Origin of the sequence: Streptomyces sp. NPDC049541 (genome assembly GCF_044465725.1) — a bacterium.
Taxonomy (GTDB): domain Bacteria; phylum Actinomycetota; class Actinomycetes; order Streptomycetales; family Streptomycetaceae; genus Streptomyces.
Genome location: NZ_JBITLY010000004.1, coordinates 321,133 through 342,994, shown reverse-complemented (window position 1 = coordinate 342,994; position 21,862 = coordinate 321,133). Strand labels below are relative to the sequence as shown.

At 71.6% G+C, this 21,862-nt stretch carries 21 protein-coding genes, 1 tRNA gene and 1 pseudogene; 8 read left to right on the top strand and 15 right to left on the bottom strand.

What is annotated here, in order from left to right; genetic code table 11:
* Window positions 1–38: 38 nt before the first annotated feature.
* Window positions 39–956: an SGNH/GDSL hydrolase family protein gene (locus tag ACIBW9_RS17350; protein ID WP_398955786.1), complete on the bottom strand. Its 918-nt coding sequence runs from the start codon at window positions 954–956 to the stop codon at window positions 39–41.
* A 287-nt stretch (window positions 957–1,243) separates the two neighbouring features.
* Here ACIBW9_RS17350 and ACIBW9_RS17345 point away from each other — a divergent pair, with 287 nt between their 5' ends.
* The 6 genes from ACIBW9_RS17345 to ACIBW9_RS17320 all read left to right on the top strand — a co-directional run bounded on the left by ACIBW9_RS17345 (window position 1,244) and on the right by ACIBW9_RS17320 (window position 7,857).
* Window positions 1,244–1,495 carry a hypothetical protein gene (locus tag ACIBW9_RS17345; RefSeq protein ID WP_398956479.1) on the top strand — a complete coding sequence of 84 codons (252 nt, stop codon included), beginning with the start codon at window positions 1,244–1,246 and terminating at the stop codon, window positions 1,493–1,495.
* Between the two features lie 15 nt (window positions 1,496–1,510).
* Window positions 1,511–2,698, top strand: coding sequence for an SPFH domain-containing protein (locus ACIBW9_RS17340; protein WP_398955784.1), 1,188 nt, complete (start codon window positions 1,511–1,513; stop codon window positions 2,696–2,698).
* 160 nt (window positions 2,699–2,858) lie between these two features.
* Window positions 2,859–3,980, top strand: a complete 1,122-nt coding sequence (locus tag ACIBW9_RS17335; RefSeq protein WP_398955782.1) for a PP2C family protein-serine/threonine phosphatase — start codon at window positions 2,859–2,861, stop codon at window positions 3,978–3,980.
* Between the two features lie 145 nt (window positions 3,981–4,125).
* Window positions 4,126–4,815 (top strand): transglycosylase SLT domain-containing protein, encoded by a 690-nt coding sequence (locus ACIBW9_RS17330; RefSeq protein ID WP_398955780.1) that lies wholly within the window; start codon window positions 4,126–4,128, stop codon window positions 4,813–4,815.
* A 136-nt stretch (window positions 4,816–4,951) separates the two neighbouring features.
* Entirely contained in the window at window positions 4,952–6,907 is a 1,956-nt protein-coding gene (locus ACIBW9_RS17325; RefSeq protein WP_398955778.1) for an ArnT family glycosyltransferase, read from the top strand.
* 104 nt (window positions 6,908–7,011) lie between these two features.
* The gene (locus ACIBW9_RS17320) at window positions 7,012–7,857 is read left to right on the top strand and encodes a trypsin-like serine peptidase (RefSeq protein ID WP_398955776.1); all 846 of its coding nucleotides are present in this window, start codon (window positions 7,012–7,014) and stop codon (window positions 7,855–7,857) included.
* A gap of 134 nt (window positions 7,858–7,991) precedes the next feature.
* Here the strand turns inward: ACIBW9_RS17320 and ACIBW9_RS17315 are convergent.
* From ACIBW9_RS17315 to ACIBW9_RS17275, 9 genes are all read right to left on the bottom strand, one after another.
* A tRNA-Pro gene (locus ACIBW9_RS17315) sits at window positions 7,992–8,065 on the bottom strand.
* Between the two features lie 197 nt (window positions 8,066–8,262).
* Window positions 8,263–9,657 carry an MFS transporter gene (locus tag ACIBW9_RS17310; RefSeq protein ID WP_398955774.1) on the bottom strand — a complete coding sequence of 465 codons (1,395 nt, stop codon included), beginning with the start codon at window positions 9,655–9,657 and terminating at the stop codon, window positions 8,263–8,265.
* 168 nt (window positions 9,658–9,825) lie between these two features.
* Window positions 9,826–10,185, bottom strand: coding sequence for an MmcQ/YjbR family DNA-binding protein (locus ACIBW9_RS17305; protein WP_398955773.1), 360 nt, complete (start codon window positions 10,183–10,185; stop codon window positions 9,826–9,828).
* A gap of 53 nt (window positions 10,186–10,238) precedes the next feature.
* The gene (locus tag ACIBW9_RS17300; protein ID WP_398955771.1) at window positions 10,239–10,772 is read right to left on the bottom strand and encodes a GNAT family N-acetyltransferase; all 534 of its coding nucleotides are present in this window, start codon (window positions 10,770–10,772) and stop codon (window positions 10,239–10,241) included.
* Window positions 10,769–11,353 (bottom strand): helix-turn-helix domain-containing protein, encoded by a 585-nt coding sequence (locus tag ACIBW9_RS17295; RefSeq protein WP_398955769.1) that lies wholly within the window; start codon window positions 11,351–11,353, stop codon window positions 10,769–10,771. Before ACIBW9_RS17295 ends, ACIBW9_RS17300 begins: the two co-directional genes overlap by 4 nt.
* Before the next feature lie 63 nt (window positions 11,354–11,416).
* Window positions 11,417–12,319 carry a LysR family transcriptional regulator gene (locus ACIBW9_RS17290; protein ID WP_398955767.1) on the bottom strand — a complete coding sequence of 301 codons (903 nt, stop codon included), beginning with the start codon at window positions 12,317–12,319 and terminating at the stop codon, window positions 11,417–11,419.
* Between the two features lie 36 nt (window positions 12,320–12,355).
* A complete protein-coding gene (locus ACIBW9_RS17285; protein ID WP_398955765.1) occupies window positions 12,356–13,549 on the bottom strand; it encodes a glycine C-acetyltransferase in 1,194 nt (397 codons plus the stop codon).
* Between the two features lie 36 nt (window positions 13,550–13,585).
* The gene (gene tdh / locus ACIBW9_RS17280) at window positions 13,586–14,614 is read right to left on the bottom strand and encodes an L-threonine 3-dehydrogenase (protein ID WP_398955763.1); all 1,029 of its coding nucleotides are present in this window, start codon (window positions 14,612–14,614) and stop codon (window positions 13,586–13,588) included.
* 194 nt (window positions 14,615–14,808) lie between these two features.
* Entirely contained in the window at window positions 14,809–15,150 is a 342-nt protein-coding gene (locus tag ACIBW9_RS17275; RefSeq protein WP_398955762.1) for a hypothetical protein, read from the bottom strand.
* 29 nt (window positions 15,151–15,179) lie between these two features.
* Between ACIBW9_RS17275 and ACIBW9_RS17270 the strand changes: the two are divergent.
* Together ACIBW9_RS17270 and ACIBW9_RS17265 are read left to right on the top strand one after the other, a co-directional pair.
* Window positions 15,180–16,220: pseudogene (locus ACIBW9_RS17270) on the top strand (YbfB/YjiJ family MFS transporter); the annotation flags it as partial.
* 13 nt (window positions 16,221–16,233) lie between these two features.
* Complete coding sequence (locus ACIBW9_RS17265; RefSeq protein WP_398955761.1) at window positions 16,234–16,839, top strand: GPP34 family phosphoprotein; 606 nt, start codon at window positions 16,234–16,236, stop codon at window positions 16,837–16,839.
* Between the two features lie 380 nt (window positions 16,840–17,219).
* Here the strand turns inward: ACIBW9_RS17265 and ACIBW9_RS17260 are convergent, their stop codons facing one another.
* The 5 genes from ACIBW9_RS17260 to ACIBW9_RS17240 form a co-directional block, all read right to left on the bottom strand.
* On the bottom strand, window positions 17,220–17,801 hold the full coding sequence (locus ACIBW9_RS17260; protein WP_398955759.1) for a GAF domain-containing protein: 582 nt from the start codon (window positions 17,799–17,801) through the stop codon (window positions 17,220–17,222).
* Between the two features lie 60 nt (window positions 17,802–17,861).
* A complete protein-coding gene (locus ACIBW9_RS17255) occupies window positions 17,862–18,461 on the bottom strand; it encodes a GTP-binding protein (protein ID WP_398955757.1) in 600 nt (199 codons plus the stop codon).
* Window positions 18,439–18,810, bottom strand: a complete 372-nt coding sequence (locus ACIBW9_RS17250; RefSeq protein ID WP_030936141.1) for a DUF742 domain-containing protein — start codon at window positions 18,808–18,810, stop codon at window positions 18,439–18,441. The genes ACIBW9_RS17255 and ACIBW9_RS17250 overlap by 23 nt, the downstream gene beginning before the upstream one ends.
* Window positions 18,811–18,812: 2 nt before the next feature.
* The gene (locus tag ACIBW9_RS17245; RefSeq protein ID WP_398955754.1) at window positions 18,813–19,247 is read right to left on the bottom strand and encodes a roadblock/LC7 domain-containing protein; all 435 of its coding nucleotides are present in this window, start codon (window positions 19,245–19,247) and stop codon (window positions 18,813–18,815) included.
* Window positions 19,248–19,321: 74 nt separating this feature from the next.
* Window positions 19,322–21,514: an ATP-binding protein gene (locus tag ACIBW9_RS17240; RefSeq protein ID WP_398955752.1), complete on the bottom strand. Its 2,193-nt coding sequence runs from the start codon at window positions 21,512–21,514 to the stop codon at window positions 19,322–19,324.
* Between the last annotated feature and the right edge of the window lie 348 nt (window positions 21,515–21,862).

The following is a 21,862-nucleotide window of genomic DNA, read 5'->3' as shown; positions in this document are numbered from 1 at the left end:
CGTCACACCAATGGGGCCGAACCTCGGCACCCTGGCGCTCAATCGCGGCCGTGTCCCTTGCCCAGACGTTCGAGAACGGCACGCGCCATCGCTTCCTCACCCTTGGCGTTGGGGTGCGCGGGGGCGGCGGGCGAGGCCGGCTGGAGCGGTTCGATCCAGCGGACGTCGGGCGCCTTGCACATGTCGTGGCCCACCGTGGGCCCGTAGGTGTCGACGTACTCGGCACGGTCCCACTGGGCGACCAGCCGGAGCATCAGGTTCAGCCGCTTGCCGGTGTCCCGCAGATAGGCGAAGTCCTCGGCCGCGAACGGCACCGCGGGATAGCAGCCGCTGCCGTCGTCGGGCAGCAGGTCGGGGTAGCCGACGACGAGCACCCGGGCGTGCGGGGCCCTGGCGTGCACGGCCCGCAGCACCGCGTCGATCTTCGGTGCGGTCCGCGCGATGGCGAGCGTGAGCTGGTCGATGCCGGACGAGGCGTAGTAGCGCCGGCACGGGTCACCGGTCGGGTCCTGGGAGCTGAGGCGGGCGCAGGTGCCGATGATGGAGCTGAAACCGATGTCGTTGCCGCCGATCTGGACCGTCACCAGACCGGTGTCGCGGTTCAGCGCGTCCAGCTGGGGCTCGTTGGTGCCCTGCGCCTTCCACATGTTGTCGGTGGTCGCTCCGCTGCAGCTCACGTCCTTGAACGCGGTCGCCTTGCGTGCCGCCGCCACGATCGAGGGGTAATTGTGGTCGGAGCGGGCGCAGTCGGCGTCCACCTGCTGCGGGATGAGAGGGCCCGCCGTGTAGGAGTCCCCGAGCGACACATAGCGGGTGTCCCGGCCGTTTCCCCCTCCGTGTGCCGCGGCAGGCGTCGTGGACGCCGCGACGAGGGCGCAGCCGAAGAGCGCCGCCCCCACCGCCATCCCCCGCCGCCGGCGTCTCGCCGCTGAGCCCGAACGCGTGTCGTCCGCCATGCGATTCCTCCCCCTGAGACCCGGACGTCGCGCGGAGCCGCAGCAAGGCGCGGCATCACACGCGACGCAGCCTGTATACCGCCCGGTATGTCTTCGGGGCCAGAGGCGGGAGGCAGGCAACTGGCCTTTCCGCAAAGGGAATCCACCCGTTCCGGGGGCGGGAGGCCCCGCCGGGCGGGGACGGCGGGGCCCCTGCGGCGGCTGCCGGTTCGCCGAGCCCGTTGGGTCCCGGACCCAGGTAGGTCTATCGTCTGAATCGTGGGCCAGAACATAGGAGAGCGGCCATGATGCCGCAGGACGAAGCCGTGATCGGCTGCACGGGGAAGGTGCTCGTCGGAACGCGGGGATCCGCGGGGCCCGGCGAAATCCTGGTGCGGGTCAGAGGCGGTTCCGAGACCTTCCTCGCCTGGTCCGAAGATCCCCTGCCCACGGGGGCGACGGTGCTGGTGATCGAGTCGCGCGGATGTCGTGAGGTCGGCGTCATCGAGTGGGTGGATCCATTGGACGCGCTCGGTGGCGACGCCGCCGGCGCTGACTGAGGAGTAGAAAGAAACATGTTCGGATACCGCGTTCCCGCTCCCGACGAGGCGATGTTGATCTCGGGAGGCAGGCGGGGACTGGGGGGCGCGCCGTTCCGAGTGGTGACGGGGCACGGCAAGTTCGTGATCCCGTTCTTCCGCAAGACCCGGTTCCTCACCCTGTCGATGTGCGAGTCCGAGGTCACCGAGACCTGTGTGACCCGGCAGGGGATCGCCCTGCACGTCCGCGCCGTCATCGCGTTCAAGGTCGGCAACGACCACGAGAGCATCATCAACGCCGGTCAGCGCTTCCTCTCCGACCAGGACCAGATGTCGGTCCTGACCGGGCGGATCTTCGCCGGTCACCTGCGAGCGATCATCGGCTCGATGACGGTCGAGGAGATCGTCACCGAGCGGCAGAAGCTCGCCGCGGAGGTCCTGGACACCTCCAAGACCGAGATGGCGAAGATCGGTCTGATCGTGGACTCGCTGCAGATCCAGTCGATCGACGACGGCGACGCCGGATACATCGACGCGATGTCCGCACCGCACAAGGCGGCCATCCAGCGGCAGGCCCAGATCGCCCAGGCCCAGGCCACCCAGGCCTCGGTCGAGGCGGAGCAGGAGGCGGCCCGCAAGCAGGCCGAGTACGCCCGGCAGACCGCCATCGTGAAGGCCCAGTACTCGGCCGAGGTGGACCGCGCCCAGGCGCAGGCGGCCCAGGCCGGACCGCTGGCGCAGGCGCACGCCCAGCAGGAGGTGCTCGCCGCGCAGACCGAACTGGCGCAGCGCCAGGCCAAGCTGCGTCAGCAGCAGCTGGTCGCCGAGATCGTGAAGCCCGCCGAGGCCGAGGCCGAGCGGGTCAGGGTGCTGGCGGCCGCGGAGGCGCAGCGCATGAAGATCCAGGCCGAGGCGGCGGCCTCGTACGACCGGGTCGCCCTCGACCGGATGCTGATCGACCAGCTGCCGCAGATCGTGAAGGAGGCGGCGGGTGGCCTGGCCGGCGCCAACGTCAACGTCCTCAACGGCGCGGACGGTCTGGGCGAGATCGCCGCCGGTCTGGTCTCCCAGGGGTTGACCATCCTCGACTCGGTCCGCCAGAACCTGAACGGCCAGGACGCCACGGACGGGCGCCGGTCCGAGGAGAGCCCCGGCAACGGGCTGCTCCAGCTGCGCTCGGGCAAGGAGAGGAAGTCGGGCGACGGGCCGGTCGACGTCGACTAGGCGCTCCGCGGGTGGTGCCGCGATGGGTTGCCTGTCCTCTGCGGCGCCGTTGTGGCTGGTCGCGCAGTTCCCCGGGCCCCTTGGGGCGCGGAGAGCCGCAGCGGACTTTGTCCCGCCTGCAATACCGTAGAGGGTGATCACCACCTGACCGGGAGCCCCCATGACCGGTAACCGACGGAAGAGACCCGTCGAGGTCTCCGACGCCATCCAGCCGCCGAGCAACGCCGAGCTGGTCGTCGGCGTGGTGTCGGTGACGGTGCTGGTGGAGGTCCTGGGGGTGCTGTCCGGGTCCGAGGTGTGGCTGCTCGGGCTGCTGGTCTTCCTGCCGGGGACGGCGTCGGCGCTGTGCACCGTGCGGCAGACGGGGTTCGTCGCGGCGTGGACCTCGGTCGTCGTCACCACCACCGCGGTGGTGCGGGCCCCGGTGGGCGGGCACTGGCTGGACCGGCTGCTGCTGGTCCTGTTCACCCTGGCGCTCGGGGTGGCCTCCGTCTACGCCTGCCGTTGGCGCATCCGGCGCGAGCACGAGATGCTGCGGCTGCGCTCGACCGCCGCGGCCATGCAACGGCACATCCTGCACCCGCTGCCGCTGGTCACCGACGACGTGCTGGTCAACGGCGTCTACGAGCCCGTGCAGGAGGACCGGCTGGTCGGCGGCGACATCTACGACGTCGTCGACTCGCCCTTCGGCACCCGGGTGCTGATCGGCGACGTGCAGGGCAAGGGCCTGGCCGCCGTGGGCGCCGCGTTCGCCGTCATCGGCGCCTTCCGGGAGGCGGCCCACCGGGAACCCACGCTCACCGCGCTCGTCGACGCCCTGGACGCGGCGGTCGTCCGGCACAACTCCTACGCCGAACAGAGCGGCGACGACGAGCGGTTCGTCACCGCGCTCATCCTCGGCGTCGACGCCGACAGCGAGGTGCAGGTCGTCAACTGCGGGCACATTCCTCCCCGGTTGATGCACGAGGGCCTCGTCACCACTCCGTCGCTGGACTCGGGTGTCCCGCTCGGACTCGCCGAACTGGCCGCCGAACCCACGACCGTGGACTGGTTCGACTTCCCGGCCGGTTCGACGCTGCTGCTGACCACCGACGGCCTCACCGAGTCCCGCGCCGACGACGGCACGTTCTACCCCCTCGACGAGCGACTGACCAAGCACCTCGGCCTCTCCCCCACCGAACTGCCCCGGGCCCTGCACGAGGACGCCCTGGCGTTCACCGGCGCCGACCGCCGGCACGACGACATCGCCGTCCTGACCGTCCGCCGCTCCCCGCGCCTGTGACCACACCGATGTGAGCATCCACACCTCCTTCACCATTGCGCCACCCGCCCCCGCACGGCAGAGTGTTCGAACTGCCCCACAAGGCAGGCGAGTTGCCCGTGTACGTCACCGGCATGGCCGCACGGACGAAGCGGAAGGAAGACGTGTGAGCCCGATCTCGGTCCGGGGACTGGCAGTGGCTTCGGCCTCCGCGGTCACCGCTGTCGGAAGCGTCGTCGGAGCCACCTCGCCCGGCACCGCGCAGTCGAACGACGCCGAGGCGACGGCCGCGGGCTCGACGCTGCTCGCGGACCTGCCCGCAGGGCAGCAGGCCCAGGTACAGACCGCGTCCCTGACCCAGCAGGCCGACGCCCAGGGCGTCCAGGCGGACGCGAGCGCCAGGAAGGACGCCGAAGAAGCGGCCCGCAGGGCTGCCGCCCGGACCGCGGTCGCGAAGAAGGAGGCCGCGCGCAAGGCCGCGGCGGAGAAAGCCGCCAAGGAGCAGACCGAAACCAAGGCGGCCGCCGGCCACAGCAGCACCGTCGTCCCGGCCAAGAGCTCGTACACCGTCGCCGAGATCCAGGCGATAGCCCGGCAGATCGTGCCCGGCGGCCAGTTCCAGTGCTTCAGCAACATCGTGGACCGCGAGTCCGGCTGGAACATGCAGGCCCTCAACGCCTCCTCCGGCGCCTACGGCCTGATGCAGGCACTGCCCGGCTCCAAGTACGCCTCCGCCGGCTCGGACTGGCAGACCAACCCCGCCACCCAGATCAAGTGGGGCCTGAACTACATGAACAGCACGTACGGCAGCCCCTGCCAGGCCTGGGCCTTCTGGCAGACCCACCACGCGTACTGAACCGCGGCACGGCGCCGGTCGTGCGGCCGCGGTACACCTGATTCTCACCTGAATGTGAACCGGTCCCAGGCATCCCCGGCGGTGTCCTCGCCCTCTTGCACGTCGTACGGCTGACGCGCATTCGGGAAGGTTGTCCATGGGGGTCACCACCTCGGAACTCATCAGGCCGGTCCGGAGCACGGATGGCCCGCCGCCTGCGCGCGGGAAGGGGTTCGACGCCGAACTGGCCTGGTGGGCGATCATGCTGGCGGCGACGGTGCTGTTCACCTGGGACATCCAGCACAGCACCTACCACTCGTTCTACTCCGAGACCGCGCGCAGCATGACGGAGAGCTGGAAGGGCTTCCTCTTCGGCTCGTTCGACCCGGCCAATACGATCACCATCGACAAACTCCCGGGTTTCCTCTGGCCGCAGGCCCTGTCCGCGCGGATCTTCGGCTTCCACCCGTGGGCGCTGACGCTGCCGCAGGTCGTCGAGGGCGTCCTCTGTGTCGCCGTGCTGCACCGCGCCGTGCGCCGCTGGGCGGGGGAGAGCGCGGGACTCCTGGCCGCCGGCGCCTTCACGCTGACTCCCGTGGTCGCGGGGATGTTCCGCACGGAGGTCGAGGACCCGGCGTTCACCCTGTGCGTCCTGCTGGCCGCGAGCGCCACGCTGCGCGCCGCCCGTGAGGCCCGGCTGCGTCCGCTGCTGATGGCCGGGCTGTGGGTCGGCCTCGGCTTCCAGGCCAAGATGCTGGAGGCCTGGGCGGTGCTTCCCGCACTGGGCCTGCTCTACCTGGTGTCGGCCCCGGTGACGCTGCGCCGTCGGCTGACCCAGCTGGCGACGGCCGGAGCGGTGTGCGTCGCGGCGTCGGCGTCCTGGATGGTCCTGGTGTCCCTGACCCCGGCCCAGGACCGCCCGTTCATCGACGGCACGACCGACAACTCGGCGTTCAGCCAGGTCGTGGGATACAACTTCCTCAACCGTTTCGCCAGCCTCGGCATCAGCGCCAAAGCCACCGGCAGCGTCGCCGCGACGACCATGGCCGGCACCGCACCGGCACACTCCGGCGGCCAGTCCACCGGCCAGTGGGCCAAGATGTTCGGCCCTTCGCTCGCCTCCCAGGTCGGCTGGCTCTACCCGGTGGCCGCGCTGTCCGTGGTCTGCGGCCTGGTCTGGCTGCGCGGCAGGCACCGTACGGATCCGCTGCGGGCGGGCTTCCTGCTGTGGGGCGTGTGGCTGGCCACGTACTTCCTGGTCTTCAGTGCCGGCGCGGTCGGCGCGCATACGTACTACATGGGAGTGGTGGCGGTCCCGCTCGCCGCGCTGTTCGGTGGCGGCATCGTGCAGTTCTGGCGGGCCTGGCGGCGCGCCGACCGGACCCGTTCGTGGGCACTGCCGACGGCGGCGGTCGGCACCGTGGCGTGGTCGGCGTTCATCGCGACGCGGTACTCGTTCCTGCCGTGGCTGGCCCCCGCCGCGACCGTGGCGGGGGCCCTCGGGCTGCTGCTGCTCGCGCTGTCGCGCGCTCCCGGCCGGCGGCCACCCTCGCGGATCGCGGTACTGGGCATCGGGGCGGTCGTCGTCGGCATGCTGCTGCCGTCCGCCGCCTGGGCATCGACAGTCCTGGATCCGAAGTACGGCCACTCGGGCATGGGCGCGGCCGGACCGGTCTCCACCTGGCACCACCACCGGCACGCCTGGCCCCGTACGAGGAATCCGCACAAGAACACAGCGGCCAGGTACGACCACCGGACGGCGCTCACCCCCGAACAGCAGCGCTTCCTGGCCTTCATGAAGGCCCACCAGGGCCCTGCCACCTTCGTCTTCGCCACGACCAGCTGGCGCTGGGCCTCCCCCTACATCCTCTTCGCCGGCGCCAAGGTGCTCCCCATGGGCGGCTTCACGGGGGCCGCGCCCACGCCGACCAGCGCCGGGTTCCGCAACCTGATCGCCACCGGCCGACTGCGCCATGTCGTCCTGGGCGGCGCACCGACCGCCCCGGGCCGCGCCGCCGCGCAGTGGGTACGCGGCCACTGCGCACCCATGCCCCACCAGACGTTCCGTGTCTACGACTGCGCGCCGACCTCCGCCACGCCGAACAGGCGCTGACACATTGGTGAAATTGCGAAGTCCGACGCCCGTAAGGGTTTCACAAGAAATTCTCAGCCAAGTCGAGCGCCCGCCCTCACCTTCGTGAGACAGAGTGATCACTGATGGAGCGCATCTCACGCATCATGGTCACCTCGCGTCACGCGTTGCTCGGCGTCGTGATGATGTTCACCCTGGCCTCGTCGGTGTCGGCCGCGGAGGTCGGGCACAACCACTCGGGGCGGGCGTCGGAGGTCCCGTCGTCCGGCGGAAAAGCGGCTCTCGCGGGTCAGGCACGACCGCCGACACATGCCTTGGGGGCCACCGTCGACGTCGTCGCCGATCGTGCGTCGGCGCGGATCGGCGCACTGTTCGGCGCGGACCGGACCGACGACCTGGCGGGCGGACACTCCTGCACGGCCTCGGTCGTGCACAGCCCGCGGCGCGACCTCGTGGTCACCGCCGCGCACTGCGTGGGCGACGCCAGTACCGACCTGGTGTTCGTGCCGGGCTACCGGGACGGGCACGCGCCGTACGGGGTGTGGAAGCTGGACCACCGCTATCTGCCCGACGGCTGGACCAAGGACCAGGACGAGGACAGCGACCTGGCCTTCGCCACCGTCGACGAGCAGGACGGCAGGGCGATCGAGGACGTCGTGGGGGCCAACCGGTTCACGCCCGGCACGACCACGGGCGCCACCCCCGTGACCGTCGTCGGCTACCCCGACTCCCGAGAGACGCCCATCAGCTGTACCAACAAGCCGACCGCATACAGCAGCACCCAGCAGCGCATCGACTGCCCCGCCTTCACCCAGGGCACCAGCGGCAGCCCCTGGATCAACGACAGCGGCCAGGTCGTCGGAGTGCTCGGCGGCTACGACCAGGGCGGCGACACCGACGACGTGTCCTACAGCGTGACACTGGGCAGCCAGGCGGCCGCCCTGTACAAGACCGCCATCGGCAATCCGTGATCCACGCGCCCCCGAGGCGGAGGCACTGTCCCGCGCCGCCGGGCGGTCAGGACATGCCGACACGCCGCCATCAGGTGTCGCACAAACGCATCCAGCGGGTCTGCCACTGTCGGCAAACCCGCTGGTGAACACCGTCGGGACGACAGGATTTGAACCTGCGACCCCTTGACCCCCAGTCAAGTGCGCTACCAAGCTGCGCCACGTCCCGGTGCCCGTCTGACCTGGGGTTTCCCCCGGCCGAACGTGCATGGAAACCATACCGCACTCGGGTCGATGGTCGCGCATGGCTTTTGCGCCCGGCTGACGAGGAGCAGTCGGCGGTCGTGTGACCTGAAGCCAGGGTGGCGCCGGAGCGGGATGGCCGACCCGGGGCCGCAACCAAGCCGGGCAGGTGGGTGCCCGCCGTCAGCCCGTGGTCTGCGAGCGCGGCCGCCGGTCCACCACCCCGGCGCCCGTGGCCCCCGCCGGGGCGTCGGCGCGCATCAGGTTGCGTACCGCCGGTACCGACAGCAGGGAGATCGGGATGGCGAGGCTCATCGCTGCGGCGGCGAGGAGGACGTGGTCGGCGCCGACGGCTGTGGCGGCGGGGCCGGCGAGGGTCTGGCCGACCGGCATCATCGCCAGGGAGCCGGCGACGTCGTAGGCGTGGATGCGGTTGAGGACGTCGGGTGGGACCTGGGTCTGGACGCTCGTCGCCCACATCACGCCCCAGAAGGACATCCCGGCTCCGGCGACGGCCGCTCCGGCCGCCATGGCCGGTACGCCGAGCCCGGCCCCGACGGTCGCCGGGAACCCCGCGAAGGCGAACAGGGAGAGGGCACCGGCGCGCAGCATGCGGCGGGGACGCAGACGCAGCGCGAGGAGGCCGCCGATGACGGTGCCGGCGCCGAGGGCGGAGTTGACCAGACCGTAGGCGCGCGGGCCGTGCTGTTGTACGACCTCCGTCGCCACCAGCGGGACGGAAGGGCCCCAGACGGCGATCATGTACACGCACCACACGGCGATCACGCCCCACAGCCAGGTACGCGCTCTGAACTCCCGCCAGCCTTCGATCAGATCGGCCCGGAAGGCCTTGCCGCCACCGTTCCCCGTCGGGCCGCCGCCCGGAGCGAGCGGGGGCAGGCGGAGCAGCAGGAGGCACAGGGCGCTGACTGCATAGGTGGTCGCATGGGCCGCGAAGACGCCGCCGGGTGAGGCGAAGCCCACCAGAACGCCTGCGAGCGCGGGGCCCACGAGCTGGGCGGCGGACTCGGCGATGCGTATGGCGCCGTTGGCGCCCTGGACGTCGGAGGCGAGCCGGGGCACCGTACTGGCGACGCCGGGCTGGAACACGGCACCCGCGACACCGTTGACGAACCCGATGGCGCAGACCTCCCAGAGCACGACGTGACCGGAGTAGAACAGCGCCGCGGCGAGGGACTGGGTGCCGACGCGCACGAGGTCGGCGCCGATCATCAGCTTCCGCGTACTGAAGCGGTCGGCGATCACCCCGCCGAAGACCACGAGCCCGGCGAAGGCGACGGAGGTCGCGGCCATCGCGAGGCCGACCGCGCCCGCCCCGTACCCGTGCTGCAGCAGGCCCGCGGCGAGAGCGACGGGCAGCATGGTGTCGCCGAGCCGGGCGACGGCGCGCGCAACGAAGAACAGCGCGAAGTCCCGCGACCACACCGGCCGCCCGTCTCCCCGGGCCTCCCGGCCTTCGGCAACGATGTCACGCGGTCCGCCGACCGCTCCTTGCGAGCCGCCCTGCCGGCTCCCCGCCCCCGCCCCGGCCGCCGGCCCCGATGGTTGTGATGACATCCCGGTCACCCGTCCCACTCCCCGCCCCGATCCCCCATCTCCATCCCCATCCCCATCCCACGATCCGCCCACCCCGACGTCTCGGTGGTAGCCGAAGCCCCCTCCGCCCCGGCTCCCACACTCGACTTCGGATCATGCCACGCGCCACTGACAACGCTCGAAGCGTTTTCAGTCGGCGTCCGGAAGCCCCAACTCCGGGTAGGCGTCCAGCAGTCGGGGCGGAGCCGCCTGGCGCCAGGAGTCGGCGAGGATGTCGCGCAACTCGCCCTCGTCCTCGATGGCGTCGAGGCGGGCCCTCACCCAGGCGAACTGTGCCTCGTGGTCGGCGATCCAGAACTTTCCCGGCTCGGCCAGCACCAGTTCGTCGCGCTCCTCCTTGGGGCAGCGCACGGCGATGGAGGTCTCGTCCTCGGGCAGCGTGGCGAACATCTTCCCCGCCACCCGGAACGTGGGCATGCTCCAGGCGATCTTCTCCGTCGTGTCCGGCAGAGCAAGGCAGATACGGCGTACGTCTTCGGCATCCGGCATGCTCCGCACCGTAGCCGCTGCCACTGACAATCACCTGGTGAGAACGTCGGCAACTACCTCACGGGGCTGCTGGGTCCCAGCTTCTTGAAGTAGATCGACGTCGGGCGCAGCACGCCGTCCGGGGCGGCCGCGTAGTCCGGTATCGCGCCGATGCAGGTCCAGCCGGCCGCACGGTAGAGGTGCTCGGCGAGGCTGTCGGTCTCGGTGTCCAGGTGCAGCAGGGTGATGCCCGCCGCGGCGGCCGCCTCCTCGGCGGTGGTCAGGAGTGTGCGGCCGAGGCCCTGTCCCCGGGCGTCCCGGTGCACCATCAGCTTGACCAGTTCGGCGCGGTGGCGGCTGTTGGGCTTGTCCGGGAAGGCCAGGCTGACGGTGCCCACGACCCGTTCGCCGTCGTGCGCCGCCCACACGGCGAGCTGTCCGGCGGCGACCGCAGCGGCGCGCTCCTTCCACCAGGCGAGGGCGTCGGCACGGTCGAGCGGTGCGAGGAAGCCGATGGAGGCGCCGCCGTGCACGGTGTCGACGAGAAGGTCCGCCAACGCGTCCACGCGCGCGTGCAGTTCATCGCAGTCCAGGCGGTGCACGATCACGGCAGCACCACCGCGAGCACGTACCGCACGTCGTCCGGTCCCGCGCACCGGAACCGCGTCGGCCCCCACACCCGCAGCCGCAGACAGTCCCCGGAGCCGAGGTGGTGCTCCCTCTCCTGTGCCGTCACCTCGAGCGCTCCTTCCAGAACCCAGATGTGCTGTTCGAGGCCGGGCACGGGCGGCCGGTCGTACGCGATGTCCGCGCCCGCGGCCAGCCGTCCCTCGACCAGTTCGCCGCGCAGCCCGGCGTGCGGCGGCGACACGGAACGTCGTACGAAACCGGAGGCCCTGTCCTCCCAGACCTGCTGCTCGGCGGCCGGTACCAGCAGCGCGGGCTCCGCCTCCACCTCGCTGAGCAGCTGGGACATGGTCCGCCCGTACACACCGCACAGTCGGTTCAGGAGCGAGGCGGTGGGGCTGATCTCGGCGCGTTCGGCGCGGGAGAGAGTCGAGCGGCTGATACCGCTGCGCTCCGCCAACTCCCCCAGTGACCAGCCCCGTTCGGCCCGCAGCTCCGCCAGCCGGGCAGCGAGGCGGGCGTCGACCGGGTCGGGCCCGGTCTCGGCGATCTCTTGTTTCATATTCGGGATGCTATCCCGAATCAGAGACGTCATCCCGTGGCGCCCGTCACACTGCGGACCCGGCTACGCCCGCGCCGCCTCGTCCAGCGCCTCCAGTACCGGCCTGATCAACGGGTGCTCCTCGGCACCCCGGCGTACCGCCGCGAAGACCCGGCGGGTGGGTGCGACCCCGTCCACCGGTCGTACGACCACGCCCGTGAGGTCCATTCCGCGCAGCGCCGAGCGCGGGACGAGGGCCACGCCCGCGTCCGAGGAGGCGAGGGCGACGACGGCCCGGAAGTCGTCGGAGGAGTGTTCCAGGCGTGGTTGGAATCCGGCGCTCTCGCAGGCCAGGACGACCACTTCGTGACAGGGGTTGCCCGGGTACGGGCCGATCCAGGGGTCCTTGGCCAGGTCGGCCAGCGGGATCACGGCGGTCTCGGCCAGCCGATGGCTCACCGGCACGACCGCGTCGAAGGGCTCGGCGTACAGCGGTACGTGCATCAGGCGCGGGTCGTCGGCGGACGGCGCCCCGCGGTACTCGACCGCGACCGCGACGTCGACCTGTCGGTCCAGGACCATCGGCAGGCTGGCGTCGCCCTCGGCGTCCTGGACGCGGATACGGATGCCGGGCGCGGAGGAGGCGAGGCGCGCCACGGCCGGCGCCACGACCAGGGCGATGCCGGTCGCGAAGGACGCGACGGTGACCGTTCCGGCGGCGCCGGAGCTGTAGGCGGCGAGCTCGGCCTCCGCCCGCTCCAGCTGGGCGAGGACCGCGTTGGTGTGGCTGAGCAGGATCTCGCCGGCCGGGGTCAGCCGTACGCCCTTGGCGCTGCGCTCGACCAGGCGGTGGCCCGTCTCCTGCTCCAGCGCCGTCAGCTGCTGGGAGACGGCGGAGGGGGTGAGATACAGCGCGGCGGCAGCCGCCGTCACGGTGCGGTGGTCGGCCACCGCACGGAGGATGTGGAGCCGCCGCGCTTCGATCATGGGATCGATTATCTCAATATGTCCGGGACGGCCGGATCAGGCCTCCAGTTCCGCCCGTGCCGCCACGAAGGCGTCCACGGCCCGGTTGACGTCGTCCGTCGAGTGCGCGGCCGACAGCTGCACGCGGATGCGGGCCTGCCCCTGCGGCACCACGGGGTACGAGAAGCCGATCACGTACACGCCCCGCTCGAGGAGCAGCTCCGCGAGGCGGCCCGCCCTGGTCGCGTCGCCGATCATCACGGGGGCGATGGCGTGGTCGCCGGGGAGGATCTCGAAGCCCTCCTCGGTCATCCGGCGGCGGAACAGGGCGGTGTTCTCGGCGAGGCGGATGCGCAGGTCGTCCGCCGACTCGAGCAGGTCGAGGACCTTGAGCGAGGCGGCGGCGATCACAGGGGCGAGCGTGTTCGAGAAGAGGTACGGCCGTGAGCGTTGGCGCAGGAGCGCGACGATCTCGGCGCGGGCCGCGACATAGCCGCCGGACGCCCCGCCGAGCGCCTTGCCGAGGGTGCCGGTGATGATGTCGACGCGATCCATGACACCGTGCAGTTCGGGGGTGCCGCGGCCGCCGGGGCCGACGAAGCCGACGGCATGGGAGTCGTCGACCATGACCATGGCGTCGTAGCGGTCGGCGAGGTCGCAGATCTCGCGCAGCGGTGCCACATAGCCGTCCATGGAGAAGACGCCGTCGGTGACGATGAGCCGGCGCCGGGCGTCGGACGCGTCCTTCAACTGCCGTTCCAGATCGGCCAGATCACGGTTGGCGTAGCGGAGGCGGCGCGCCTTGGACAGGCGGATGCCGTCGATGATCGACGCGTGGTTCAGGGCGTCGGAGATGACGGCGTCCTCGGGGCCGAGCAGCGTCTCGAAGACACCGCCGTTGGCGTCGAAGCACGAGGAGTACAGGATCGTGTCCTCCTGGCCGAGGAAGGCAGAAAGCCGCGCTTCCAGCTCCTTGTGCACCTCCTGGGTGCCGCAGATGAAGCGGACCGACGCCATGCCGTAGCCCCAGCGGTCGAGGGCCTGGTGCGCGGCGGCGACGACTTCAGGGTGGTCGGCGAGGCCGAGGTAGTTGTTGGCGCAGAAGTTGAGGACCTCGCCGGGGCGGCCGCCCGCGGTGACGTTCACGGTCGCGGACTGCGGGGTGCCGATGACGCGCTCGGGCTTGTGCAGGCCGGCGGCGCGGATCTCGTCGAGGGTGGCGCGCAGGTCGTCGCGCACGGAGTCGAACATGGGGAAGCTCCTGAAAGTGCTGACGGGTGAAGGGAGTTACACGGTCCAGTCGAGGATGACCTTGCCGCCGCGGCCGCTCGCCGCGTCGGCGAACGCCGCCTCGAACTCGCCGTAGCCGTACCGGCCGGTGATCACGGGTGACAGGTCGAGGCCGGCTTCCAGCAGCACCGACATCGCGTACCAGGTCTCGAACATCTCCCGGCCGTAGATGCCCTTGATGGTGATCATCGAGGTGACGATGCGGGCCCAGTCGACCGGGAACTCCTGGGCGGGCAGACCGAGCATGGCGATACGGCCGCCGTGCGTCATGTTGGCGATCATGTCGCGCATGGCCTCGGGGCGGCCGGACATCTCCAGGCCGATGTCGAAGCCCTCGCGCAGCCCCAACTCCCGCTGCCCGTCGACGATTTCCGACTCCGCCACGTTCAACGCGAGGCTCACGCCGATCTTCCGGGCCAGCTCCAGCCGCTCCTCGCTGACGTCGGTGATGACGACGTTGCGGGCGCCCGCGTGCCGTGCCACCGCGGCGGCCATCAGGCCGATCGGGCCGGCCCCCGTGATGAGCACGTCCTCACCGACCAGCGGGAAGGACAGGGCCGTGTGCACGGCGTTGCCGAACGGATCGAAGATCGCGGCGACGTCGAGGTCCACCGGCACCCGGTGCACCCACACATTGGCGGCGGGCAGGGCGACGTACTCCGCGAAGGCCCCGTCGCGTCCGACGCCGAGCCCGACCGTGGCCCGGCACAGATGCCGCCGCCCGGCCAGGCAGTTGCGGCACTTCCCGCACACCAGGTGCCCCTCGCCGCTCACCCGGTCGCCGACGGCGATGTCCGTGACATCACGCCCGGTGTCCACGACCTCGCCGACGAACTCGTGCCCGGCCACCAGCGGCGTACGGATGGCCTGCTGCGCCCAGCCGTCCCAGGCCCGGATGTGCAGATCGGTCCCGCAGATGCCGGTCCGCAACACCTTGATCAGTACGTCACCGGGTCCGACGCCCGGCTCCGGCACGTCCGCGAGCCACAGTCCGGGCTCAGCCTTCTCCTTGACCAGCGCCTTCAAGCTACGGCTCCTCGGGGTGCGCCCCCGGACCCGGGCATGCCGAAGGCGCCCGTATCCGGGGAGAGGGGTGGAATCGCGTAGCAATCTGCCGCACGACGCCACCCCGGGTCCATCGAGCTTTTCTTAACCCGCGCCACAGCTCCGCTTCACACCCGGCCGGCAGACCTCGGACCTGCGCAGCGAGACCGACTTGATCATGGTTGCGCTTCCGCAGCTTTCACCTGCTCGATCTCTGCCCGTGCGGCCGCAAGCGTCATGGCGCCGGCGCACACCGCACGGTGCAGGGAGTTCTCCAACTGGTCGTCCGCCTTGGCCTGGGAGAACGGCACGGGGCGCAGGTTCGCCGGGTCGGACGGGGCCCCGCCCAGTTCCAGGGGGATGATGTGGTCTTCCTCGTAGTGCGAGGGGTCCTTGTCCGCCGCGCTGGACGCCGCGAGCTGCTGTCTCTTCAGCTGCTCGGTCACATTGACCGGCGGCCGTATCGTCGCCGTCCAGCCCGGCACGCAGATGGTCGAGTAGATCGTGGATTGAGTCACGGCCGGATTGAGGGCCCCGGTCGCACCACATGCCCTCGCTGGTGCGATCACGTGCCGTCCTGCGCGGCTCCCTGCTCGCGCTGACCGCGACACTCGCCGCGATGCCCGTCACCCACAGCACCGCGATGTGGGGCGTGCTGCGGCTGCTGGCCGGGGTGGCGAGCGCCCTGGTGTTCGTCGTGGCGGCCGGCTCTCTGCTGCACCATCTGCGCGGGCACCCGGCACATCTGCCCGGCTGGGCCATCGGCGGTGTCGGCGCCGGCATCGCGGTGTCCGGCCTGCTGCTCCTGGCCCTGCGGTCCGTCGCGGACTGGCGGGTCGCCTGGTGGGCCTCGGCCGCGCTCACGGCGCTGCTCACCGTCGGCGCGTGGAACCTGCGCCCGGAGGCGGCTGCGTCCGCGAGCAGCGGGGACCCGGAGAGTACGGCGCCCCGCACACACCGCTGGTTCGGCGCGCTGCTGGTGAGCTACTCCCTGGAGGGCATCGGCTACATCGTCGCCGGCACCTTCCTGGTCGCCGCGGTCGGCCAGGGCTCCCCCGGCTGGGTCGGCAGCGGCTCCTGGGTGCTGGTGGGGCTGGCCGCCGCCGTGTCCCCGGCGCTGTGGGCGCGGCTGGGACGACGCTGGTCCCGGCCCACGCTGCTGCTCGCCGCGCTGGTGGTGCAGGCGGCCGGCATCGCCCTGCCCGCCCTGATCAGCGGAACCGCTGCCGCGCTCGTCTCGGCGGTGCTGTTCGGCGGCACCTTCCTGGGCATCAGCATGCTCGCCCTGGCCACTGGGGCCCAGCTGCGCTTCCCCCGCTCGGTCGCGCTGCTCACCGCCGGCTACTCCGTCGGCCAGATCCTGGGCCCGCCGTTCGTCGCCCCGCTGCTGCACCACGGCTACCACCGGGCGCTGCTGCCGGCCGCCCTCGTGGTCCTCGCCGCGGCCGCCGCCGTGCTGCGGATCGGCTTCCCGCACCACATGGTCGTAGTACGACACACTGACCCGCCGCGGCAGCGAGAATCGACCGAGGAGGCCCGGCCTGCAAAGGCCGGCCCCGACGCTCTCGCCCCGCACTCGGCCAACTGACCTGGAGCCGCCGATGAACACCGCACGGGACCTCGCGATCGTCGCCCTGGACGCGGCGCCCAGCCACCAGGTCCAGCAGGGCGAACTGTCGCTCGCACTCGCGGGAGCCGAGGTGCTCGACCTCATCGAGGCCCTGGCACTCGCACTCGACGGCGACCGCATCCTCCCCAGCGCCCCGTCACCCACGGGTGACCGCCTGCTGGACGAGGCCGCGTCCTCCCTCGTACGACAGGAGCCGTACGAGTCGGTCGAGGAGTGGCTGTGGCGCCGGGGCCGCGGGCTGTCCTCGGCCTACGTCGACGACCTGGAGCGGGTGGGGCTGACCACCCGGCCGCGCGGGCGCCGGATTCCGCTGCGGGCCGGGCGGGCGGAGCTGGTCGACTCGCCGGCCCGACGGCAGGCCGAGGAGCGCTGGGCTTCGGGCGAGCCGGTCCTCGCCGCCCTGGCCGCGGCCGCGGGGCTCCACGAAGAGCAGGCGGCTGACCTGGACGAACTCTCCGGTGAGACGGTCACGACCGTGCTGGCTGCCGTCGGCGACGCGGTGATGGAGCTGGAGGCCGTGCGGCAGCGGAAGGGCATCGAGGACGCGGCGTTCGACAACGTGTGGCGCGGTTACTAGGCGCTCCGCGGGGGGCCGCGATGGGCCGTCGATCATGTGCGGCTCCGTCGTGGCCGTCGCGCCCCGCGTCGGGGCCGCAGCTAGATACGGCCCCGCGCCCCTGGAACGCCGCTGCCGACCCGCGGCGGACTTCGCCGGGCCCTCTTGACGCCAGTCGAAACCCGTGGCCCCCGGCAGCGCCCAGAGAGCTTGGCGAACATGACCTGACCCTCCGGCCGGGCCGCCACCGCCCGGGCCACCTCGCGGGTGTTGCTCGGTTCCAGGGTGAGGTGGCCGAAGAGGCAGTCCGACACGGTGCCGCAGCCCTGCCGGGCGGCCTCCGTCTCCTCGAAGAGCCGCCGCAGCCGCTGCAGTGGTTGCCCGGACAGCCCCTGCGCGCGTCACAGCAGCGGAAGCCCGTCCGCCTCCCGTCGCTCCAGCCGGGCGACCAGGTCGGCCGCCGTCGACTTGATGGTCTCCAGGCCCGGTCTGCCCCAGGGGCGTGGCTCCACGTCGACGACGCACACGGTGCCCAGCACCATCCCCGTACTGTCGATCAGCGGCGCGCCCAGATAGGAGCGGATGCCGAACTCGTCAACCACCGGATTGCCCGCGAACCGCGGATAGTCGCAGACGTCCTCCAGGACCAGCGCCTTGCGCCGCACCACCACATGGGGGCAGAAGCCGTGGTCGCGGGCCATCTCGCGGCCCAGCACGGGCGTGCTGCCGTCCGCCTTGACCACGGGCCGGGCCACGTCCGAGAGATGCAGGCCCGCGAAGAACTGCCGGTTCTCGTCGATGAAGTTGACCATGGCGTACGGCGTCCCGGTGAGCTCGGCGAGGTGGTCCGCGTAGGCGTCGAGGGCGGGGTCCGGGTGTTCTGCGAGGCCCAGTTGCCCAAGGCGCCGGGCCCGGGCGGGGGCCTCCTTGTCCTCGGGGGTGAGCAGCAGACGACCGGCCGGGCGCGACGGGTCGTACCTCATGAGCGGGCTCCGTCACTGTGGACGCAGGGCATATACGGGCTCCGTGGCGGTGTGCGGGGATCACATGTGGGCGCCGTGGCTCGGCGCGTGTGCCGGGGCGTGGGCGATGAGGTGCCGTACAAGGGTCAGGAGGGTCTGCACTCCTGAACTGGAAATCCGGGCGTCGCAGCGCACGACGGGGATCGCGGGGTCGAGGTCGATGGCGGCGCGGACCTCCTCGGGGTCGTAGCGGTACGAGCCGTCGAACTCGTTGATCGCGACGATGAAGCCGAGGCCGCGCTGCTCGAAGAAGTCGACCGCCGCGAAGCACTCCTCCAGGCGGCGGGTGTCGGCGAGGATGACCGCCCCGAGCGCGCCTTCGGAGAGCTCGTCCCACATGAACCAGAACCGCTGTTGCCCGGGCGTGCCGAACAGGTACAGCACATGTTCCCGGTCGAGGGTGATGCGCCCGAAGTCCATGGCCACCGTCGTCTCGACCTTGTTCTCGATCCCCTCGAGGGAGTCGGTCGCGGCGCTGACCGTGGTGAGCAACTCCTCCGTGCTCAGCGGCGCGATCTCGCTGACCGCGCCCACGAAGGTCGTCTTGCCTACTCCGAACCCGCCCGCCACCAGGATCTTCAGTGCGGTGGGGAAGGGGTCAGAGCTGTCGTCGTAGTCCATCGAGCACTGCCTCCAGAAGGGCCCGGTCAGTCGGGTTGTGGTGGAACTCGGGTGGCTTGGTGGTGAGCGCCCCGCAGTCGACGAGGTCCGACAGCAGCACCTTGGTGACCACGGCCGGGAGCTTCAGTTGGGCGGCGACCTCGGCGACCGAGACGGGCGCTCGACACAGATCGAGCGCCTGCGCGTGTTCGGGGCCGAGGTAGCCGAGGGGGGTGGCTCCGGTGGCCATCACGTGCGACAGGAGGTCGAGCGCGATGGTGGGCCGGGTGCGGCCGTTGCTGACCGTGAAGGGGCGCACCAGCCGACCGGCCGCGTCGTCGAGCCAGGGCCCGTCGCCGACCGCCGCCACGCTCAAGGCCTCATCGCCGTGGATTCGACGGCGGGCTGCCGGGGCGCGGTGACCAGGTAGGGGCGGACGCTCTTGACCAGCATCGCCATCTCGTAGCCGAGCACCGCCGCGTCGGCCTCGCGACCGGCCAGCACGGCGAGACAGGTGCCGGAGCCGGCGGTGGTCACGAACAACAGCGTCGAGTCGAGTTCGACGACGACCTGGCGGACGTCTCCGCCGTCGCCGAAGCGGACCCCGGCGCTGCGGCCGAGGGAGTACAGGCCGGAGGCCAGGGCGGCCATGTGGTCGGCGCTGTCCGGGTCGAGGCCGTGGACCGACTTCACGAGCCCGTCGCAGGACAGAAGTACCGCACTGGTCGTGTGGGGTACGCGCTGCACGAGGCCGCTCATCAGCCAGTCGAGATCGGATACATGGCCGGTGGGCGCATCGCTCGCCATGGTGGATCGACTCCTTGGGGTACGAAGGTCTGCGGGAGCGGTGGGGGTGGTAGCGGGGGTGGGAACAGGGGTGGTCATCCGGCTGGTGCGCTCCCGTCGTGCCGGCTGGGACGGTCGGTGTCACGCGCGGACGCGGGGCGCGCCTCGGCTATGTGGGCCGGATCCCTGTGCGATACGTCACTGGAGGGCGGCGGGGTGGTGGCTGTGACGTCCGTGTGGAGCAGGTCCAGGGCCGAGTTCGGGGGGATGGGCGCGCCCGCTGTGTGCGTCGGGTCGGTGCGGGGGCGGGCCTCGATGCGCACCGTCTGCTCCATGGGCTCGACGGACGTATAGGTGGACTCCGTGTGCGCCGACTCCGGGTGCGCTGACTCCATGTGTGCCGACCCCATGGGTGACGCCCCCGTATGCGGCGACTCCATGTGCGGCGACGCCATGTGCGGCGAGGCCATGTGGTCCGGCTCCAGTTGCGCCGACGACGCCGTCTGTACGGCCCTGGTGTACTCCGCTGTGTACTCCGAGTGCTCCGCGTATTCGGTGGACTGCGACTCGAGGTTCTGCTGGGCCTCCGCCAGACCGATGCCGCGCTGGAAGGCGGCCATCAGGCCCGGATCGTGGCCGGCGAGGAACTCCGACTCCTGGCGGGGTGCCGGGCCGTCCCGCAGCTGGGGTGCGATGTGCTCCTGGGCGCGGCGGCGCGGCAGTTGGGGCTTGCCCATGGTGCCGCGGACCGTGCCGGTGCGGGGCGTGGGCGGTGTGCCCGCGTTCTCCGCGAGGAGCCGCCGGTCGTCCGGCCGGATGCCGGGCAGGGCCTCCGCGGGATTGGCCCGCTCCTCGTCGGCGGCGCGCACCGGGAGCGGCGCCGCTCCGCTGCCGGCCGCCGTGCTGCCGCCCAGCGGGCCGCCGTTCGGCACGGCGGCCGTGGACTGCGCGTGGGGCTGGGGTGTGACCCGGGGCTCGGGCGGAGCCTGTGACTGGGAGCGCGGCGGTACGGACGGCTCGGGCATCCCCATCATCACGCCCGTGCCGCTGTGCGGCTGCCCCGCGCCCCCGGGAACACCCGGCGTCGGGCCCAGCAGCCCCTGCGGTACGACGAGCACGGCCTGTACCCCGCCGTAGATGTTGGTCTGCAGCCGGACGTTGATGCCGTGCCGCCGCGCGAGCTGCGAGACCACGAACAGCCCGATGCGGCCGTCCGCGAGCAGGCTCGCGACGTTGACCTGGTCGGGGTCGGCGAGCAGGGCGTTCATCTTCTGCTGCTCGCCGACCGGCATGCCCAGGCCGCGGTCCTCCACCTCGACGGCGAGTCCCGAGGTGACGAGGTTGGCGCGCAGCAGGACCTGGGTGTGCGGGGCGGAGAACACCGTGGCGTTCTCGACGAGTTCGGCGAGCAGGTGGATGACGTCGGCGACGGCGTGGCCGCGCAGGGTGCCGTCGATCGGCGGCACCAGCTTCACCCTGGAGTACTGCTCGACCTCGGCGATGGCGGAGCGCAGCACCTCGGTCATGGAGACGGGGTTGCTCCACTGCCTGCGGGAGACGGCGCCGCCGAGGACGGCGAGGTTCTCGGCGTGCCGGCGGATCCGGGTGGCGAGGTGGTCGACGTGGAAGAGGCCCTTGAGCAGGTCGGGGTCCTCGATCTCGTTCTCCAGCTCGTCGAGGATGGAGATCTCCCGGTGCACCAGCGACTGCAGGCGCCGGGCGAGGTTGACGAAGACCTCGAGCTTCTGTTCGCTGCCCGCCTGGCTGGAGAGCTGGGCGGCCTGGACGACGGCGGTGACGGCTCCGTCGTACGCGCGGGTCAGGTCGGCGGCGAGCAGCTCGAAGTCGTCGGCATCGTCCGGCGGAGAGCTGCGCGGCTTGCGCGGGGGCGGGCTGTCGCCGCGGCGCAGTGACTCGACGAGGGCGCGCAGGTCGGCCTCGCCGCGGACGCTGATCCGGCGCAGGGCGCCGAGACGCTCGCTCACCGACTTGGCGGTGCGGTCGGCGGCGACGGAGGCGATCAGGATCCCTGCGAGCGCCACCGCGGCGGCTCCGGCGAGCACGCCCCACAGGGTGAGGCCGGGCCGTGCTCCGGTGCTGCGGACGGTGAACAGGACGGCCGCGCTCGCGCTCAGGGCGACCGCCATCGGCGGCAGCACGGCGAGCCGCAGCAGTTGGGGCCGTATGCGTGTCTCGGGCAGCGAGGGGACGGGACGGGCAACCGGCCGTCCGTGCCGCCCGCCCTCGCGGCGGTCTGCGCGTGCGGCCGGTGCGCGAAGGTGAGACATCGGTGTCCTCGTCGTACTGATCCGTCGGTGCCTTGGGCGCGTACTGCGCGGTTCGGGCATGCGTCGCCCGATGGACACTCACAGTAGTCGGCAACGCATCATGTGCGGTGGGCAGTTGACAAAGTCCCACGCACAGGGTCCCGCTCTGGTATGAGGGCTCGTACGACAGACCGATAAACCCAGCGGACATGTGATCCCGCTGGACGAGGGATCGATCAGAGCTGGTCAGAAGCGGTCGCCAGGAAAGGGTGAGGGCCGGGGAGCGACTGCTCCCCGGCCTTCACCGAATGCTCTTTTCTGTTCGCCCGACACCCCGCGGGGACCGTTTCGGGACGCTCACGCGTCTTC

Bases quoted from the DNA above. Each gene is read 5' to 3' on its own strand.
- ACIBW9_RS17305 (WP_398955773.1), bottom strand. From the start codon at position 10,185: ATGCCGGATGCCGAAGACGTACGCCGTATCTGCCTTGCTCTGCCGGAC.
- ACIBW9_RS17340 (WP_398955784.1), top strand. From the start codon at position 1,511: ATGTTCGGATACCGCGTTCCCGCTCCCGACGAGGCGATGTTGATCTCG.
- ACIBW9_RS17320 (WP_398955776.1), top strand. From the start codon at position 7,012: ATGGAGCGCATCTCACGCATCATGGTCACCTCGCGTCACGCGTTGCTC.
- ACIBW9_RS17325 (WP_398955778.1), top strand. From the start codon at position 4,952: ATGGGGGTCACCACCTCGGAACTCATCAGGCCGGTCCGGAGCACGGAT.
- ACIBW9_RS17255 (WP_398955757.1), bottom strand. From the start codon at position 18,461: ATGGACTACGACGACAGCTCTGACCCCTTCCCCACCGCACTGAAGATC.
- ACIBW9_RS17350 (WP_398955786.1), bottom strand. From the start codon at position 956: ATGGCGGACGACACGCGTTCGGGCTCAGCGGCGAGACGCCGGCGGCGG.
- ACIBW9_RS17295 (WP_398955769.1), bottom strand. From the start codon at position 11,353: ATGAAACAAGAGATCGCCGAGACCGGGCCCGACCCGGTCGACGCCCGC.
- ACIBW9_RS17290 (WP_398955767.1), bottom strand. From the start codon at position 12,319: ATGATCGAAGCGCGGCGGCTCCACATCCTCCGTGCGGTGGCCGACCAC.
- ACIBW9_RS17310 (WP_398955774.1), bottom strand. From the start codon at position 9,657: ATGTCATCACAACCATCGGGGCCGGCGGCCGGGGCGGGGGCGGGGAGC.
- ACIBW9_RS17245 (WP_398955754.1), bottom strand. From the start codon at position 19,247: ATGGCGAGCGATGCGCCCACCGGCCATGTATCCGATCTCGACTGGCTG.
- ACIBW9_RS17345 (WP_398956479.1), top strand. From the start codon at position 1,244: ATGCCGCAGGACGAAGCCGTGATCGGCTGCACGGGGAAGGTGCTCGTC.
- ACIBW9_RS17240 (WP_398955752.1), bottom strand. From the start codon at position 21,514: ATGTCTCACCTTCGCGCACCGGCCGCACGCGCAGACCGCCGCGAGGGC.
- ACIBW9_RS17285 (WP_398955765.1), bottom strand. From the start codon at position 13,549: ATGTTCGACTCCGTGCGCGACGACCTGCGCGCCACCCTCGACGAGATC.
- ACIBW9_RS17260 (WP_398955759.1), bottom strand. From the start codon at position 17,801: ATGAGGTACGACCCGTCGCGCCCGGCCGGTCGTCTGCTGCTCACCCCC.
- ACIBW9_RS17265 (WP_398955761.1), top strand. From the start codon at position 16,234: ATGAACACCGCACGGGACCTCGCGATCGTCGCCCTGGACGCGGCGCCC.
- ACIBW9_RS17335 (WP_398955782.1), top strand. From the start codon at position 2,859: ATGACCGGTAACCGACGGAAGAGACCCGTCGAGGTCTCCGACGCCATC.